This is a genomic window from Halomonas sp. S3-1-1, from assembly GCF_023757625.1.
In the GTDB taxonomy this organism is placed as follows: domain Bacteria; phylum Pseudomonadota; class Gammaproteobacteria; order Pseudomonadales; family Halomonadaceae; genus Vreelandella.
In genome coordinates this window covers 213,907-229,406 of the sequence record NZ_JALGBZ010000004.1, presented here as the reverse complement: position 1 = coordinate 229,406, position 15,500 = coordinate 213,907, and the positions used below count along the sequence as shown (strand labels likewise).

Genomic DNA, 15,500 nt, shown 5'->3' with positions numbered 1-15,500 from the left:
CTATGTAAGCTCGCGGCTTAGAAAGGCGGCAATAAGGCTCAGTGCTCGCGGGTAGGCTGGAAGCGAATGTCCGGCCAGCGCTCCTGGGTCATCTGCAGATTGACCCGGGTCGGGGCGATATAGGTGAGATAGCCGCCGCCGTCGATGGCGAGGTTCGCGCTCGCCTTGCGCTTGAATTCCTCGAGCATTTTGGCATCGTCGCAGTATATCCAGCGGGCGGTCTGCACGTTCACGCCTTCATAAATGCAGTCGACCTTGTACTCCTCCTTTAGTCGATGCGCGACGACGTCGAACTGCAGCGTTCCTACCGCGCCGAGAATCAGGTCGTTATTATCCATCGGCATGAAGACCTGGGTGGCGCCCTCTTCCGAGAGCTGCTGCAGGCCTTTTTGCAGCGCTTTCATTCTCAGCGGATCTTTCAGGCGCACGCGCTTGAAGAGCTCAGGCGCGAAGTGCGGGATACCGGTGAAACGCATGTCCTCGCCCACGGTGAAAGTATCGCCAATCTGTACCGTGCCGTGGTTGTGCAGGCCGATGATATCGCCAGGCCAGGCTTCCTCCACCTGAGAGCGGTCCGAGGCCATGAAGGTCAGGGCGTCAGCAATCTTGACATCCTTGCCAATGCGTACATGGCGCATCTTCATGTTCTTCTCGTACTTGCCGGAGCACACGCGTAAAAAGGCGATGCGGTCGCGGTGATTCGGGTCCATGTTCGCCTGGATCTTGAACACGAAACCGGTAAAGCGTTCGTCACTGGCGGCCACTTCCCGGGCGTCGGTTTCCCGCGGCTGGGGTGCCGGGGCGTACTCGACGAAGCCGTCGAGCATTTCGCGCACGCCGAAGTTGCCCATGGCGGTCCCGAAGTAGACCGGCGTCAGCTCGCCGCGCCGATAGGCCTCGAGATCGAAGGCGTGGGAGGCGCCGCGCACCAGCTCGATCTCCATGCGAAGCTCTTCGGCCTGCTCTTCACCAAGCAGCGTGTCGACTTCCGGGCTATCGAGCCCTTCGATACGCTTGTCTTCGGAGATGCGGTTGCCCTGGCCCTGGGTGTAAAGGTGAATCACATCGTTGTAGAGGTGGTAGACCCCCTTGAAGTGACGCCCCATGCCGATCGGCCAGGTCATCGGCGCGCACTGAATGTTGAGGACCGTCTCGACCTCGTCCATCACCTCGATCGGGTCGCGAATATCGCGGTCCATCTTGTTGATGAACGTAAGAATCGGCGTGGTGCGCAGCCGGCAGACTTCCATCAGTTTGATGGTGCGATCCTCTACGCCCTTGGCGCCATCAATCACCATCAGAGCGGAGTCGACCGCGGTCAGCGTGCGGTAGGTGTCTTCCGAGAAGTCCTCGTGACCAGGGGTGTCAAGCAGATTGACGATACGCCCGCCATAGGGGAACTGCATCACTGAGGTGGTCACCGAGATCCCGCGCTCCTGCTCCATCTTCATCCAGTCGGATGTCGCGTGGCGGTCGTTGCGCTTGCTCTTGACCGAGCCCGCCATCTGAATGGCGTTTCCAAACAGCAGCATCTTCTCGGTAATGGTGGTCTTACCCGCATCCGGGTGCGATATGATAGCGAAGGTGCGTCTAAGCTCCGCTTCACGGGCCAACTGCGTCTCTTTCATCGTGCCTCAATAAAAATAGGTACTCAGCCATGTGCTCAAGACGTGTATTCAAGACATTTGTTCGAGAAAAACGACTGAGCGAGCTGAGTGAGTAGGATTGGGGCGAATTGTAACGTTACGGACCAAACGGTGCCACGCCCTTTCAAGCGTGCTGCCGAATGTCTTCGCAGGCGCATAAAAAAGAGCCGCGGATAGCGACTCTTATCTTACGTAGTCAAGACTGAACTGGTGTTGTTCGATCAAGCGTAGGTGTTGACCTGCGTTCCCAGTGTGCCTTCGGTTGCCAAATCCGGCTGCGCCGTCATGTTGGCACTGGCCAACACTTCGGTCACCTGCTGAGCCTGCATGTCGAGTGCCTGACGAAAAAGCTGCATTTGGGCTTGTTCAGCGGTCTGCGCCTGATTCATATAAAGCGCCTGACTAACGGCGTTGCTCGCTGCGATATCCATTATCTCACCTCACATTAAAACCGTAATGCCGTCAAGCATAGCAAGTACTAGAAAAAGCCGCCAGCAAAGCGGCATTTTTACTAATTCATTCGTTACAATCGCTTTATCAAAACCGTTTCATTAGAACCGGTCGGCGCGAAACGGCGCCATATCGATGGCGGTAGGCTTGCCCTCCATCATATCTGCCATTAGCCCGCCCGTCGCTGGCCCCAGAGTAAAGCCCTGGTGGCCATGACCGAAAGCGAACCATAGCCCCTGGTGGCGAGGCGCCGGGCCGATGATCGGTTTCATGTCCGGAAGACACGGCCGTGCGCCCTTCCAGGCGGTTGGCTCCTTGCGCTCGGCGAGCGGGAACACGCCGCGAGCGACCTTTTCTGCCGCCTCGAGCTGATGTTCGTCTGCCGGTGACTCCAGCCGGTCAAGCTCGGCGCCGGTGGTCAGGCGCACCCCGGCGTCCATGGGCGCCAGCAGATACCCGACCTCGGCATCCATCAGCCAGTAGTTGAGCTTTGCCGGCGCTTGTGTCGCGTAGTGCATGTGATAGCCCCGCTTGACGAACGTGGGAATGCGATAGCCAAGCGTCGATGCCCACTGGCCTGCCCAAGGGCCAAGCGCCATGACCACATCGTCGACTACAAGCTCATGCTGATCGGTCTTTACCCGGTAACCTTCTCCCTGAGGCACCACATCCTCGATATCGGCCTGGAGAAGTGTACCGCCTTGTTGGGCGAACGAATTGGCGTAGGCGGCCACCAGCGCCCCGGGGTCGGCGACCGTCCAAGGGTCGAGCCAGTGGATGGCGCCAATGATCTCCTCACTCAGATCCGGCTCCTTTTCGATGAGCGCGGCGCGATCCAGCACCTCAAAGCGAACGCCATAGCGCTTGAGCGCCTCCCTTGCCTCAATCACGCGCTTGTCGAGTTTTTTCTGAGTACGATAGATCTCGAGCCAACCGTCTCGGCGCACCAGATGCTCGGCGCCAGCCGCTTCGATCATCTGGCCGTGCGCCTCCAGGCAAAGCCCGATGAGTGAAGCGTACTCGGGCACAATTTTTTGATACCGCGCGCTGGAAGAGTTTTGCCAATAGCTAAGAAGGGGGGAAAAGGCGTTGAGCATACCCCCGGTGCGGTAGCGAATGTCGACGCGTTTGTTGGGCAGCACGCTTAAAATCGTTTTCATGTCGCGAGGAAACGCATAGGGGCGAACGGCTTCGCGCTGAATGATACCGGCGTTGCCATAGGAAGTTTCGCGCCCGGGCGCTTGCCGGTCGATCAGCGTCACGTCGAAACCGCGCTTTTGAAGATGCCACGCGACGCTAACGCCCACCATCCCTGCCCCGAGTACCGCTACCTGCCGCCTGGCCATCGACTCTTCCATCAACGCTCTCCTGCCCTATCGTCACTTGTGGTTATAAAACTGAATATCCCGAATAAGGATAAAATTACCACCTCTGGCAGGCGCAATGCACAGTGGAATCGACCGTTTTGCTGGCTTAGATTGGATTAAAATAACGCTTTATAGCGCTCAGCAGTGGAAAATATCGTTAGATTTTATTAAACAGGAAAATACGCTTCGCAGCAAAACTACCGCATTCGGTAGAAATAAACTCTTGAAGCGGTATGAAAGAAACGCAAAAATCTTCAAGGCAAAAGCGCTCGAAGTAGAGAATGAATATATTACGGAAGAATGCTGAATATCGGAGGGAAAGGAAAAAGGTTACTGGGGTGGATGATGGGGATCGAACCCACGACCACCGGAGCCACAATCCGGGGCTCTACCACTGAGCTACATCCACCACAACCTGTTACCTGGTACTGCCTGTTTACTGCTCTTTCATCACTTACGACTGAACGCCTGCTTTCATCAATGGGGTGGATGATGGGGATCGAACCCACGACCACCGGAGCCACAATCCGGGGCTCTACCACTGAGCTACATCCACCATTGATACTTAAGCAAAACGTACTGCCAGCGCCTGACACCGCGGCCACACTGTCGTGGCACGCCCAGCAGGACTTGAACCCGCAACCTACGGCTTAGAAGGCCGTTGCTCTATCCGGTTGAGCTATGGGCGCACAAGGCATTCTCTAGCAAAATACCAGTGAGCACTTGACCACAACCCGCGCTTGGAAAAGCACGTTGACACCTTCCGTGCGAGGTACGTGGTCGGGATGGAGGGATTCGAACCCCCGACATCCTGCTCCCAAAGCAGGCGCGCTACCAGACTGCGCTACATCCCGATGACGACCCTTGACGCTGCTTGGCCTGTCTCAAGCGAGGCACATACTACTATTTTTGATTTTAAAGTCAAGACTTAAAGGGCTTTGGCACTGCCCGCTTTGCCTACCAGGCCCAACATGCGAAAATTGGTCATTCGCTGGCGTCTCAACCTTACGTCGGCTTTTGACTCGCTCATCACCTCCTAAGGGACCTCACTACATGACCGCCCAACTCATCGATGGCAAAACCATCGCCGCTAATGTCCGCCATCGCGTTGCCGAGAAGACCGCCGCTCGTTTACAGGCCGGTGCTCGCGCCCCCGGATTAGCCGTGGTTGTCGTTGGCGGTGACCCGGCCTCTCATGTATACGTCAACAATAAGCATCGCGCCTGTGACCAGGCCGGCATTCTCTCTTTTCAGCATCAGCTTTCGACCAATACCACCCAGCACGAGCTCGAAGCACTCGTCGACCGTTTGAACAATGACCCCCAGGTCGACGGCATTCTGGTTCAACTGCCGCTGCCGGAGCATCTTGATGCTCGCCCTATTCTCGAACGCATTCGTCCGGACAAGGACGTCGACGGCTTTCACCCCTATAACCTGGGCCGGCTGGCACAGCGCTCCCCCGCGCTTCGCCCCTGCACGCCCAAGGGCATCATGACGCTGCTATCAGAGAGTGACATCGACGTGCGCGGCCTGGACGCCACGGTGGTCGGCGCGTCCAACATCGTGGGCCGACCGATGGCCATGGAGCTAATGCTGGCTGGCTGTACCACGACCGTGTGCCATCGCTTCACTCAGAACCTGGAGGCTCACGTTCGCCGCGCGGATCTGGTCGTGGTCGCTGTAGGCAAGCCCGGGCTCGTCAAAGGCGAGTGGATCAAGCCAGGGGCCGTGGTCATCGATGTCGGCATTAACCGCCAGGCCGATGGCACGCTCGCCGGCGACGTGGATTTCGAAGCCGCCGCCGAGCGCGCAAGCTTCATCACGCCGGTGCCCGGCGGTGTCGGCCCGATGACCGTGGCCACGCTTTTGGAAAACACTCTGGAAGCCGCCGAAGCGCACGACGCCTAAGACATCGATACGACTCTCTCACTAGACATTCAATCGACCAAGGAGCACGCCCGAGTGCAACGCATTGGAATCATCGGCGCGATGGCGCAGGAAGTAAGCATACTGGCGGGTCAGCTCGAAGGTGTTGAGCGCCTCGAGCACGCAGGGTTCGTGTTCTATAGCGGCACGCGTCACGGTTTGGAGGTCGTCATCCTGCAGTCGGGTATCGGCAAGGTGAACGCCGCGGTGGGCACGGCGGTGCTACTCGAGCGCTACCAGCCCGAGGCGATCATCAATACCGGCTCGGCGGGCGGCTTCGCCGAGGATCTCGATATCGGCGACATCATCATCTCGAGCGAAGTGCGCCATCACGATGTCGATGCCGTCGTGTTCGGCTATGAAATGGGCCAGGTGCCCGGCATGCCCGCCGCTTACCTGGCCGACGCCGCGCTTAGCGACGTCGCCCACCAAGCGATTATGGATCTGGGCGAGGTCAACGTCCGCGAAGGCTTGATTGCGACCGGCGACGCCTTCATGGCGGACCCGGCGCGCGTTGCCGCCACTCGCGCGCAGTTTCCCTCCATGCTGGCGGTCGAAATGGAAGCCGCGGCCATCGCTCAAACCTGCTATCTCTACGGCTGCCCTTTCGTGGTCATCCGGGCGCTTTCCGATATCCCCGGCGCCGGCGACAACCACCTCTCTTTCGAGCAGTTTCTGGAAGTCGCGGCGGATCACTCCTCACGCATGGTCGATGCCATGCTGGCACGACTTGGCCAATAAAAGACTCGGCTAATAAACGCGCCTGACACTTCGTCAGAACGCCATTCATTAAAAACAGTTCGTCAAAACACATCGAGCGCGCTAAAAGGCGCGCTCGATGTGTTTCTCTACCCGTCTACCAGTTTCTCTAGCGCAGGTTTTAGCGCGCCATCGACCACTGAAGCGCTTCTCCGGCCAGCAGCGGTACGATCGAACACCCGCCGCCGTAGGCATAGTGGGAGGGCAGCGCCAGCGCCCGCCGCTCGAGAGTGACGCGGTCAGCATTTGGCGCCAATCCGTAAAAGCGCGGGCCGTTAAGGCTCGCGAAGGCTTCGAGCTTGTCGAGCGCTCCCATTTGATCGAAGGCCGTGGCGTAAAGCTCGAGCGCTGCCGGCGCGGTGTAGGCGCCGGCGCAGCCGCAGCTCGACTCCTTGTCGGCCTTCTCGTGGGGCGCGCTGTCGGTGCCCAAAAAGAATTTGGAGCTGCCGCTGGTGGCCGCTTTCAGTAACGCCAGGCGGTGCTGTTCGCGCTTTAAAATCGGCAGGCAGTAGTAGTGCGGGCGAATGCCGCCGGCCAGCATCTGGTTACGATTGAACAGAAGATGGTGCGCGGTAATCGTGGCGGCCAGGTTATCGGGGCCGTTGGCCACGAACTCGGCGGCCTGCTGAGTCGTGATGTGCTCGGATACCACCTTGAGCGTCGGGTGGCGTTCGAGCAGCGGCTTCAGCACCCGCTCGATAAAAGCCGCTTCGCGATCGAAGATGTCGATGTCACTATCGGTCACCTCACCGTGAATCAACAGCGGCATACCGACCCGCTCCATGGCGGTGATGGCGGCGTCGCAATGGGCGATATCGGTCACCCCGGACGCCGAGTTAGTAGTCGCCCCAGCAGGATAGAGCTTGACCGCCTTGACCACGCCACTGGCATGCGCCTTCTCGATCTCGTCAGCGGTGGTGGAATCGGTCAGGTAGAGCGTCATCAAGGGCTCGAACGCACTGCCCGGCGCCAGCGCCTTCAAAATTCGCTCGCGGTAGGCCAGGGCCTGGTCGGTCGTGGTGATCGGCGGCTTCAGGTTTGGCATGATGATCGCACGCCCCATCTGCGCAGCGGTGTGATTCACGACCGCCTCGAGCACCTCGCCGTCGCGCAGGTGAAGGTGCCAGTCGTCGGGGCGAGTCAACGTAATAGAGTCCACGGTCAATCCTTTACAAGCGGTGGGTTGAAAGCGCACGCCAGTATACCCGAAGCCGGCCGGGGATGAATCCAGCGGTTCGATCCAACGGTTTTGAGGGCAGTTTAATCCAACATCAGGGGGCCACAGCGCCTGGCAAGTGTCGTATCATGTCAGCGCTTTACTTCGCTTTGTCATTTCACATTCAGACCCTTTCCAGGACATTACCCGCCTATGCAAAACGTGAGGCGCTACGCTGACATTCTCACCAGCATCGAGGGGCTAATGTGGCTCGCGCTCGCCTGGTCCGTTTCCGCATCGACCCACCGGGGCAGCACCGAGCCAACGATCGCGATGCTCTTCGTGGTCGCCACGCTGCTGCTGTTTAGCTGGGCGCACAAGCCCATGCGTTTTTTGCTGCGCCGCTACCACGTGCGCAAGCGCCGTACCGATATGTGGATTCACACCCTGGCGCTGCCGCTGCTGCTGGCCATGCTCTTGCACATTTTATTGGAGGCGCTTTTGGGCCGGGCCTGGCTTCCGCCCAAGATTCTGGTTTTCAACCTGCTGGCGACCGCCGGCTGGCTAACCTACGTGATGACGCTTTTCATCAAGTTCATCATTCACTCGGTCAAAACGTCTCGCGCCCACTCCCACTGACCGCCACCGACAAGTAGCCTTTCATGCAAACCGCCCTGCCGCTGCCGCTATCGACCCCAAACCGCAACCTGGTGCGCCTAACCATCGTGCGCGGTATCACCTGGACCGGCTTTTTGCTGGCGATCCTAATCGGGGTCGAGGTGCTCGACTTCGAGCTCGAGACCGCCACGGTCATCGGCGTCGTAGTGGCCATGGGCGTTTTGAACATTCTCACCTGGTGGCGGCTGGGGCGCCCGCGGGCCGTTAGCCATCTTGAGTATCTGCTACACCTGCTGGCGGACATTGCAGGATTGACGCTGCTTTTCTACTTCACTGGCGGTTCGACCAATCCGTTCATTACCTACTATCTGGTGCCGGTGACCATTGCTGCGGCAACGCTGCCCTGGCGCCACGCCTGGATCATTGCCGGCTGCGCCATGGCGGGCTACAGCTACCTGATGGTGGATTACCACCCCATTGCCCAGCTCAGCCATATTGATAGCGATAGTCTTTTGAACCTGCATGTGGTGGGCATGTGGCTCAACTTTGGGCTTTCAGCGGGTCTGGTCACCTTTTTCATCTACAAGATGGCCCACGCGCTTCGAAGTCGCGACAAAGCGCTGTCGCGCACCCGCGAAGCGGCGCTACGAAACGAGCAGGTGCTGGCGGTGGCCACCCAGGCGGCGGGCACCGCTCACGAACTCGGCACGCCGCTTTCCACCATGGCGGTGCTTTTAAAAGAGATGCAGGCGGAGGCCGCTGACGGCTCGCCGCTTTTCGAGGACATCGCGCTGTTGCGCCAGCAGGTGGATGTTTGCAAGTCACGACTGCAGCACCTGGTCACCAGCGCCGACCGGCGGCGCATGGCGGAGCCGGAAGTTCAGGATGGCGAGATCTGGCTTTCAAGCATCATTCAGCGCTGGCTGGTCATCCGCCCGGACGTCACCCACACGCTCGAGATTCCCAATCGTCGCGGGCGGCCTTGGCTATTGGTCGATGCCACTCTCGACCAGGCGCTAACCAATCTTTTGAACAACGCCGCCGACGCGCATCCGGATCAAATCGCCATTCGATTGGACTGGTTCGACGATAACGTCATCATCGACATTCGCGACCACGGCCCGGGGGTCTCGATGTCGATCGCCGACCAGCTCGGCGACACCTTTGTGTCGACCAAGAGCAAGGGAATGGGCATTGGGCTATTTTTAACCCATGCCACCATCAACCGATTCGGCGGCGGCGTGAGCCTTTATAACCACCCGGAAGGCGGCACGCTCACCGAGGTAACGCTGCCGCGCAGCGACGCGCCGGACAAGGCGTGAGTCATGCCCAATGAAAGCGAGAAGACCATGCAAACAGACGACCAACGCCTTTTGATCGTGGACGATGACGACGTATTTTGCCACGTGCTAAGCCGGGCGCTCACCCGCCGCGGCTTCGATGTGAAGGTTGCCCACGACGCCGAGCAGGCGCTCGAGATCGCAGCGTCGTTCTCTCCAACCATCGCCACGCTCGATCTCAAACTCGAACACAGCTCCGGTCTCAAGCTGTTGCCGGAGCTTTTGACGATCGTGCCGGATTGTCGAGTCGTGGTGCTTACAGGCTACTCGAGTATCGCCACCGCGGTAGAGGCGATCAAGCTTGGCGCGGTGCACTATCTATGCAAGCCGGTGGACGCCGACGATGTCATAGGCGCGTTCGAAAACGGTGGCGGCGACCCGGATATCGAGCTTGCGGACAACCCGCCGTCGATCAACCGTATCACCTGGGAGCATATTCAGAAGGTGCTGCAGGAGCACGACGGCAACATCTCTGCGACCGCTCGGGCGCTGGGCATGCACAGGCGCACCCTGCAGCGAAAGCTGCAAAAACGTCCGGTTCGACGCTAATGCAGCCCATTCGGTAAGGCTTGGCGTTCAGGCGGGTTAATGCGCCGTCCAGCCAAGGTCGATATTGAAACTCGAACCGGTCACGGAGCCGGCGGCGTCGGAGGCCAGATAGCCCACCAGCTGAGCGACCTCGGCGGGTTCAATCAGGCGCTTGATCGCGGCGTCCTTGAGCATAATCTTTTCGATTACTTCCTGCTCGTCCATCTTGTGCATCTTCGCCTGATCGGCGATCTGGTTTTCAACCAAAGGCGTTTGCACGTAGGCCGGGCACACGGCGTTGGCGGTAATGCCCTGCTCACCGCCCTCAAGCGCGGCGGTTTTGGTCATGCCAATCAAACCGTGCTTGGCGGTCACGTAGGCGGCTTTGCCCGGTGAGGCTACGTGGGCGTGAATGGAGGCGATATTGATGATGCGGCCCCAGCCATTTTCGCGCATCGAGGGCCATACCGCCTGAGTGAGCATAAACGGCGCGGTGAGCATCAAATTCATGATCGCCTGCCACTTCTCTTCAGGAAACGACTCGATGTTACTGACGTGCTGTATACCCGCGTTGTTAACCAGGATGTCCACCCGACCAAAGCGCTTGATCGCCTCTTTAACGGCGTTTTTGCACGCCTGGGGGTCGGTCAGGTCGGCCTGATAGAACGCCGCGCCCTGGTCGCTTGCGATCTTTTCACCCGCCTCGTTGAAATCCACCGCCAGCACTTGAAACCCTTGCTTGCAAAAGTGCTCGACCACGCTTGCGCCGATTCCGCTGCTCGTACCCGTTACCAGCGCCACCCGAGGCGTTGTATCCGTACCTGACGACATAGCCCTCTCCTTAAAAAGAAATCCACCTACGTTTAGAACCTATTCAGTATAGAACCGTGATCGCGCGTTGAACCAACGCGACGCGTTATTGTTCAACGCAGCCTTCTTGGGCGACAATGATCGAAACGCCATCCCCCAACCCAAGGAATTTTCATGTTCGTGGTAATTTTTGGCCGTATGAGCTGCCCTTTCTGCGTCATGGCCAAGCAGCTCGCCGAGCAGCTCGAAAACGCTCATAAAATCGAAGGTTATCGCTACGTCGATATGCCCTCGGAGGGCGTGACCAAAGAGGACATTGCCAAAACTGCCGGCAAACCGATCCGCACCGTGCCTCAGGTGTTCATCGATCAGAACCACATCGGCGGCTTCTCCGAGTTCGACCGATACGTTCGCGACAACGACCTGCTTTCGTGATGCGTTGACAACCTTCGCCTTCGTGCGGAACCCGTGTAAACCCTTGCTGCCTATACTGGGAGGGCATTCTCCCTAACAAGACCGAAAAAGTCGGCAAGGACACGCGCCATGCAACGTGAAGAGTTCGAACGCCAGCTTTGGCTCGATTACATTCATACCCATCCGGATCTCGGCGGGCTGGGCATTTGGCCCTTGGACGTCAAGGCTGATTACCTCACCCTGCTAACCCTCAACCACGGCCCGTTCAGCGCAAGGCATCTTACCCAAACGCTTCAGCGAATGGGTTACGTCTGCGTTACTCAATACGCGTTGGCAGACAAGGGGCTGATCATTCACTTGCTCGGGGCGCCGGGTAGCAGCTGGCTGGTGCTGGTAGAGCTTCAGCTTGGCGCTTTATGCACCACGCCGCGCAACGCCCTTTTGGAACTGATCGAGCAGAGCCACCCACAGGACTGCAAGGGGCATAACCTTTTGTGCCGCGGTCGGCCTTGGCCCATGCCCTCTTGGGCACTCTATCAGCAGTTGGAAGCTGAGCACCCGCTGGCGGCGTGGCTCGCCGCCATGGGGCCCCGGGTGCACCACGCCGGTTTCGACTGCCAGGCACTTGGCGAGCCCATTACCGCGCTCGACAAAGCGCTAGGGCGAGCCGGCATGCAGTGTTCTACGAACCGACAAAACGGCATTTTTCCCGTCTCGAGTTCGCTAGAGCACCGCTTTTATCCGGCCATGCCGCAAAAGCTGGTGTTTCGCCAGGGCGATGAGCACCGTCTCTGTCTTGGCGGGCTGGCGCTGGCGCAAAAGGTGCTAAGCGAAAGCCCTGCCACCTTGGGTGAGGAGCTTTTACCGGCCCACACCCGATGTGAAATGGCGTGACGCACACGCCATCCCACCTTTTGAGTGACATTCAGGGCTGGGCAAACTCCATCTCCGGTACGTGATCGGGCACGATGAGTTTGCCGGCGGTTTTCTCCTTGATCTCCTCGACGCTCACCCCTGGCGCGCGCTCTTTGAGTATGAACGCACCGTTCTCGATTTCGAGGTAAGCGAGATCGGTCAGCACGCGGCTAATGCAGCCCGCGCCGGTCAGCGGCAGCTCGCATTTTTCCAGCAGCTTGGATTCGCCGTGTTTGGAGGCGTGGGTCATGGTGCAAATGATGTTCTCGGCGCCGGCGACCAGATCCATCGCCCCGCCCATGCCCTTGATCAGCTTGCCCGGAATCATCCAGGAAGCGATATTGCCGTTCTGATCCACCTCGAAAGCGCCCAGTACCGTCAAATCCACGTGGCCACCGCGAATCATGGCAAACGACTCCGCAGAAGAGAATATGGCCGCCCCCGGGCGGGCCGTGACCGTCTCTTTACCGGCGTTGATCATGTCCGGGTCGAGCTCTTCGTCACTGGGGTAGCGTCCCATGCCCAAAAGCCCGTTTTCGGACTGGAGCATCACGTCGATCCCTTCAGGGACATAGTTGGCTACCAGGGTAGGAATGCCGATTCCGAGATTGACGTAGAAGCCGTCCTTGAGTTCGCGGGCGACGCGCTGGGCCATCTGCTCACGTGTTAACGCCATGGTAATGTCCTCAAATCAATGGTGATGGGTCGATAGAGCGGGTGTCATCCGGCGGTTAGCTTCGAACCGTGCGCTTTTCGATGCGCTTCTCGAACGAGCCCTGAATGATCCGGTCGACGTAGATACCCGGCGTGTGAATCTGGCTCGGGTCCATTTCGCCGGGTTCGACGATCTCCTCGACTTCCACGACGGTGATTCGGCCGGCGGTGGCGGCCATGGGATTGAAGTTCTGTGCGGTGTGACGATACATCACGTTGCCGTAGCGGTCCGCCTTCCAGCCTTTGACGATGGCGAAATCACCCACCAGCGCCTCCTCGAGAATATAGTGGCGGCCGCCGAACTCGCGCACTTCCTTGCCGTCACCAATCGGCGTGCCGTAGCCGGTAGCAGTATAGAACGCCGGAATACCCGCGCCGCCGGCGCGCATTCTTTCGGCCAGCGTCCCTTGAGGCGTTAGTACGACCTCGATCTCATCGTTGAGCATCTGCTGCTCGAACAGCGCGTTTTCGCCGACGTAGGAGGCGTAGATCTTGCTGATCTGGCGCTTTTCGAGCAGAAGGCCTAGGCCGAAGCCGTCGACACCGCAGTTGTTGGAGGCCACGGTCAGATCCTTGACGCCGCGACGCTGGATCTCGGCAATCAGGTTTTCCGGAATGCCGCAGAGCCCGAAGCCGCCCGCCAGCACGGTCATTCCGTCCTCGATACCTTCCATTGCCTCTTCATAAGAAGCGACACGTTTGTCGAATCCTGCCATGGGTAACCTCGCTGTTGTCGATGAAGCCTCTCGCGCCGAGACGGCGAACAGGCGTATTACAGAGGATAGCTGCCTAATACCAGTGTTGTGCGGGGCGATATATTTGTTAAGTTTGTTTTTCTTATGAATTGATTTAAATAACTTATGAAGAGCCCTTATGACCGTCAAGCAGCTTCGCGCGTTTCTGGCCGTCGCCCAAACCCTGAGCTTTACCCAAGCCTGCGAGCGTTTGCACCTTTCCCAGCCGGCGCTGTCGCTGGCGATCAAGGGCTTGGAAGAGTCGCTCGGAGGCAAACTTCTGATTCGCAGCACCCGCCACGTCCGCCTGACGCCGGAAGGCGAATCGCTTTTACCGCTGGCCAAGCACCTGGTGGCGCAGTGGGAGAACACCGAGGAGCGTCTGCGCGAACGCTTCACGCTGCAGTTGGGTCGGCTCAGCGTGGCGGCCATGCCCTCCTTTGCCTGTAGTTTGCTGCCCGAGGCGCTGGCGAGCTTTCGCCGACGCCACCCCAAAATCAACGTCACGGTTCACGACGTTATCAACGAGGACGTCATGGCCATGGTGCGCGCCCGTCAGGTCGAAATCGGCATCGTGTTCGCCCCGGAAGGGCTTGGCAGCTTGACCTTCACGCCGCTTTTCGAGGACCACTTCGTCGCCGTTGTCCCGCCCGAAAGCCCGCTTGGCCGTCAACCGCTCAACTGGCAGCGGCTATTGCAGGAAGACATGATCACGCTGCAGCGCCCGTCAAGGGTGCGCCGCCTGCTCGAGGACGGCCTGGCGCGTCAGGGGCACGAGCTTTCCGTTGCTTTCGAAAGCCACCAGCTTTCGACCGTGGCCAGCATGGTGGCCAGAGGGCTTGGGGTAAGCGCTGTGCCTTCGATGTGCATTCCTCAAATGCACGCGCTGGGGGCGCGCTGCGTCGCGCTTAACGAAGGCGTGATCGAGTGTCAGGTGGGCATGCTCACCCACCAGGAGCTTTCAGTGGCCGCCCAGGCGCTTCGCGGGGTGCTGATCGATACCGTTGCCCCACTGTTTGAAAAGCGCTGGCAATCGCCGGGCATCGGATTTGCTGGGAAGTAACGCCTTGATCCTTTAGGATTTAGCCAAAAGCCGATAAGGCCGCCAGAAGATACGCCGCCAACAGAACATCCAACGCTTCAAGGCGGCCTTCTGCGAAAGGCTTACCAACACGTCAAGAATAAGGCCGCAAGTCACTTAAGGGAGGTGAGTATGCCGGTCATCAAGGGAGTCGTTAGCATCGTGCTGATGACGCTTGCCACGCTTTTCTGGGGAGTACCGCTTCTGGTGCTCACCTTTCTCAAGGTCGTGATACCGGGGCGGCGCGCGCGTCAGTGGTTGCTCGATCGGCTCTGCGCGGTGGCTCTCAACTGGATCGGGCTCAACCTTTGGTGGATGAAGCGCTGGCTCAAGCCCAACGTCGCTTTGGATATTCCCGACTCGCTAAGCCCGCAGCAGTGGCTTTTGGTAATCTCCAATCATCGCAGCTGGACCGATATTTTCATCCTGTTCATGGCGCTGCATCGGCGCATTCCCATGCCGCGGTTTTTTCTCAAACACCGGTTGATCTGGATTCCGATCGTCGGCCTTGCCTTTTGGGCGTTGGAGTTTCCCTTCATGCGCCGTTTTAGCCGCGAGCAGATTGCCAAAAATCCCAAGCTCGCTACCATTGACCGGGACTCGACCGAGCGGATGTGCCGTCAGGCGCGCCACGCGCCGATTTCGATCTACAATTTCGTCGAAGGGACGCGTTTCAGCGTGGCCAAGCGCGATGCTCAGCAGAGCCCGTACCGACATTTATTGCGGCCCAAGGCCGGCGGCGTCGCCCAAGTGCTCGGCCTTATCGGCGACCAGCTCGATGGCATCGTGGATGTCACCATCAGCTACGCTAATCCGTCGCCAACGTTTTGGGGCTTTCTCTGTGGTCAGGAAGCGCCCATCACGCTGGTGGCCCGCAAACTCGAGATCCCGGAGTGGATGCACACCGCAAGCTATCATCAACAATCGCAGCACAAGGAACGTTTCCACGCATGGATCAACTCACTCTGGCAGGAAAAAGACGCGCTGCTGGAAACGCTCAGCGACCACGCCTAGCGCTTTGGATTGGGGTTTGCCTGCTGGC

17 protein-coding genes and 4 tRNA genes are annotated in these 15,500 nt (G+C 59.0%); 10 read left to right on the top strand and 11 right to left on the bottom strand.

All coding sequences use genetic code 11. The features are described from left to right. Positions 1-38 precede the first annotated feature (38 nt). The 3 genes from MQW23_RS13560 to MQW23_RS13550 form a co-directional block, all read right to left on the bottom strand. Positions 39-1,628, bottom strand: a complete 1,590-nt coding sequence (locus MQW23_RS13560; RefSeq protein WP_252108729.1) for a peptide chain release factor 3 — start codon at positions 1,626-1,628, stop codon at positions 39-41. A 239-nt stretch (positions 1,629-1,867) separates the two neighbouring features. Beyond that, positions 1,868-2,077 carry a putative motility protein gene (locus MQW23_RS13555; RefSeq protein ID WP_252108728.1) on the bottom strand — a complete coding sequence of 70 codons (210 nt, stop codon included), beginning with the start codon at positions 2,075-2,077 and terminating at the stop codon, positions 1,868-1,870. A 120-nt stretch (positions 2,078-2,197) separates the two neighbouring features. Then, positions 2,198-3,454: an NAD(P)/FAD-dependent oxidoreductase gene (locus MQW23_RS13550; RefSeq protein WP_252108727.1), complete on the bottom strand. Its 1,257-nt coding sequence runs from the start codon at positions 3,452-3,454 to the stop codon at positions 2,198-2,200. Between the two features lie 85 nt (positions 3,455-3,539). On the opposite strand from MQW23_RS13550, the gene MQW23_RS13545 reads away from it, so the two are divergent. Further along, positions 3,540-3,770 (top strand): hypothetical protein, encoded by a 231-nt coding sequence (locus tag MQW23_RS13545; protein ID WP_252108726.1) that lies wholly within the window; start codon positions 3,540-3,542, stop codon positions 3,768-3,770. Positions 3,771-3,797: 27 nt separating this feature from the next. Here the strand turns inward: MQW23_RS13545 and MQW23_RS13540 are convergent. The 4 genes from MQW23_RS13540 to MQW23_RS13525 all read right to left on the bottom strand — a co-directional run bounded on the left by MQW23_RS13540 (position 3,798) and on the right by MQW23_RS13525 (position 4,317). Then, positions 3,798-3,872 (bottom strand) — tRNA-His (locus MQW23_RS13540). 72 nt (positions 3,873-3,944) lie between these two features. After that, positions 3,945-4,019: transfer RNA gene (locus MQW23_RS13535), tRNA-His, on the bottom strand. Between the two features lie 56 nt (positions 4,020-4,075). Further along, positions 4,076-4,152 (bottom strand) — tRNA-Arg (locus MQW23_RS13530). Between the two features lie 88 nt (positions 4,153-4,240). Beyond that, positions 4,241-4,317: transfer RNA gene (locus MQW23_RS13525), tRNA-Pro, on the bottom strand. Positions 4,318-4,516: 199 nt separating this feature from the next. Between MQW23_RS13525 and folD the strand changes: the two genes are divergently transcribed. Both folD and mtnN read left to right on the top strand, forming a co-directional pair. Next, complete coding sequence (gene folD / locus MQW23_RS13520; RefSeq protein ID WP_252108725.1) at positions 4,517-5,371, top strand: bifunctional methylenetetrahydrofolate dehydrogenase/methenyltetrahydrofolate cyclohydrolase FolD; 855 nt, start codon at positions 4,517-4,519, stop codon at positions 5,369-5,371. Between the two features lie 54 nt (positions 5,372-5,425). Next, positions 5,426-6,130 (top strand): 5'-methylthioadenosine/S-adenosylhomocysteine nucleosidase, encoded by a 705-nt coding sequence (gene mtnN / locus MQW23_RS13515; protein ID WP_252108724.1) that lies wholly within the window; start codon positions 5,426-5,428, stop codon positions 6,128-6,130. Positions 6,131-6,269: 139 nt separating this feature from the next. Here the strand turns inward: mtnN and pyrC are convergent, their stop codons facing one another. Beyond that, positions 6,270-7,307: a dihydroorotase gene (pyrC, locus tag MQW23_RS13510; RefSeq protein ID WP_252108723.1), complete on the bottom strand. Its 1,038-nt coding sequence runs from the start codon at positions 7,305-7,307 to the stop codon at positions 6,270-6,272. 210 nt (positions 7,308-7,517) lie between these two features. Between pyrC and MQW23_RS13505 the strand changes: the two genes are divergently transcribed. The 3 genes from MQW23_RS13505 to MQW23_RS13495 are packed head-to-tail and all read left to right on the top strand — an operon-like array spanning position 7,518 to position 9,811. Next, a complete protein-coding gene (locus tag MQW23_RS13505; RefSeq protein ID WP_252108722.1) occupies positions 7,518-7,943 on the top strand; it encodes a hypothetical protein in 426 nt (141 codons plus the stop codon). 23 nt (positions 7,944-7,966) lie between these two features. Continuing rightward, a complete protein-coding gene (locus tag MQW23_RS13500; RefSeq protein WP_252108721.1) occupies positions 7,967-9,244 on the top strand; it encodes an ATP-binding protein in 1,278 nt (425 codons plus the stop codon). Between the two features lie 27 nt (positions 9,245-9,271). Beyond that, entirely contained in the window at positions 9,272-9,811 is a 540-nt protein-coding gene (locus tag MQW23_RS13495; protein WP_252108901.1) for a response regulator transcription factor, read from the top strand. Between the two features lie 36 nt (positions 9,812-9,847). Here MQW23_RS13495 and MQW23_RS13490 read toward each other — a convergent pair whose 3' ends face one another. Beyond that, entirely contained in the window at positions 9,848-10,621 is a 774-nt protein-coding gene (locus MQW23_RS13490; protein ID WP_252108720.1) for a 3-hydroxybutyrate dehydrogenase, read from the bottom strand. A 153-nt stretch (positions 10,622-10,774) separates the two neighbouring features. Between MQW23_RS13490 and MQW23_RS13485 the strand changes: the two genes are divergently transcribed. Both MQW23_RS13485 and MQW23_RS13480 read left to right on the top strand, forming a co-directional pair. After that, positions 10,775-11,035, top strand: a complete 261-nt coding sequence (locus MQW23_RS13485) for a GrxA family glutaredoxin (protein WP_252108719.1) — start codon at positions 10,775-10,777, stop codon at positions 11,033-11,035. A 108-nt stretch (positions 11,036-11,143) separates the two neighbouring features. Next, positions 11,144-11,908, top strand: a complete 765-nt coding sequence (locus tag MQW23_RS13480; RefSeq protein WP_252108718.1) for a VOC family protein — start codon at positions 11,144-11,146, stop codon at positions 11,906-11,908. Between the two features lie 31 nt (positions 11,909-11,939). On the opposite strand, the gene MQW23_RS13475 is transcribed toward MQW23_RS13480, so the two are convergent. Continuing rightward, the gene (locus MQW23_RS13475; protein WP_252108717.1) at positions 11,940-12,605 is read right to left on the bottom strand and encodes a CoA transferase subunit B; all 666 of its coding nucleotides are present in this window, start codon (positions 12,603-12,605) and stop codon (positions 11,940-11,942) included. Positions 12,606-12,660: 55 nt separating this feature from the next. Then, complete coding sequence (locus MQW23_RS13470) at positions 12,661-13,359, bottom strand: CoA transferase subunit A (protein ID WP_252108716.1); 699 nt, start codon at positions 13,357-13,359, stop codon at positions 12,661-12,663. A gap of 157 nt (positions 13,360-13,516) precedes the next feature. Here MQW23_RS13470 and MQW23_RS13465 point away from each other — a divergent pair, with 157 nt between their 5' ends. Together MQW23_RS13465 and yihG are read left to right on the top strand one after the other, a co-directional pair. Beyond that, a complete protein-coding gene (locus tag MQW23_RS13465; protein WP_252108715.1) occupies positions 13,517-14,440 on the top strand; it encodes a LysR family transcriptional regulator in 924 nt (307 codons plus the stop codon). A gap of 150 nt (positions 14,441-14,590) precedes the next feature. Beyond that, positions 14,591-15,472: a 1-acylglycerol-3-phosphate O-acyltransferase, YihG family gene (gene yihG, locus MQW23_RS13460; protein WP_252108714.1), complete on the top strand. Its 882-nt coding sequence runs from the start codon at positions 14,591-14,593 to the stop codon at positions 15,470-15,472. Positions 15,473-15,500 lie beyond the last annotated feature (28 nt).

Bases quoted from the DNA above. Each gene is read 5' to 3' on its own strand.
- MQW23_RS13560 (WP_252108729.1), bottom strand. From the start codon at position 1,628: ATGAAAGAGACGCAGTTGGCCCGTGAAGCGGAGCTTAGACGCACCTTC.
- MQW23_RS13555 (WP_252108728.1), bottom strand. From the start codon at position 2,077: ATGGATATCGCAGCGAGCAACGCCGTTAGTCAGGCGCTTTATATGAAT.
- MQW23_RS13550 (WP_252108727.1), bottom strand. From the start codon at position 3,454: ATGGAAGAGTCGATGGCCAGGCGGCAGGTAGCGGTACTCGGGGCAGGG.
- MQW23_RS13545 (WP_252108726.1), top strand. From the start codon at position 3,540: ATGCACAGTGGAATCGACCGTTTTGCTGGCTTAGATTGGATTAAAATA.
- folD (WP_252108725.1), top strand. From the start codon at position 4,517: ATGACCGCCCAACTCATCGATGGCAAAACCATCGCCGCTAATGTCCGC.
- MQW23_RS13505 (WP_252108722.1), top strand. From the start codon at position 7,518: ATGCAAAACGTGAGGCGCTACGCTGACATTCTCACCAGCATCGAGGGG.
- MQW23_RS13500 (WP_252108721.1), top strand. From the start codon at position 7,967: ATGCAAACCGCCCTGCCGCTGCCGCTATCGACCCCAAACCGCAACCTG.
- MQW23_RS13495 (WP_252108901.1), top strand. From the start codon at position 9,272: ATGCAAACAGACGACCAACGCCTTTTGATCGTGGACGATGACGACGTA.
- MQW23_RS13490 (WP_252108720.1), bottom strand. From the start codon at position 10,621: ATGTCGTCAGGTACGGATACAACGCCTCGGGTGGCGCTGGTAACGGGT.
- MQW23_RS13485 (WP_252108719.1), top strand. From the start codon at position 10,775: ATGTTCGTGGTAATTTTTGGCCGTATGAGCTGCCCTTTCTGCGTCATG.
- MQW23_RS13480 (WP_252108718.1), top strand. From the start codon at position 11,144: ATGCAACGTGAAGAGTTCGAACGCCAGCTTTGGCTCGATTACATTCAT.
- MQW23_RS13475 (WP_252108717.1), bottom strand. From the start codon at position 12,605: ATGGCGTTAACACGTGAGCAGATGGCCCAGCGCGTCGCCCGCGAACTC.
- MQW23_RS13470 (WP_252108716.1), bottom strand. From the start codon at position 13,359: ATGGCAGGATTCGACAAACGTGTCGCTTCTTATGAAGAGGCAATGGAA.
- MQW23_RS13465 (WP_252108715.1), top strand. From the start codon at position 13,517: ATGACCGTCAAGCAGCTTCGCGCGTTTCTGGCCGTCGCCCAAACCCTG.
- yihG (WP_252108714.1), top strand. From the start codon at position 14,591: ATGCCGGTCATCAAGGGAGTCGTTAGCATCGTGCTGATGACGCTTGCC.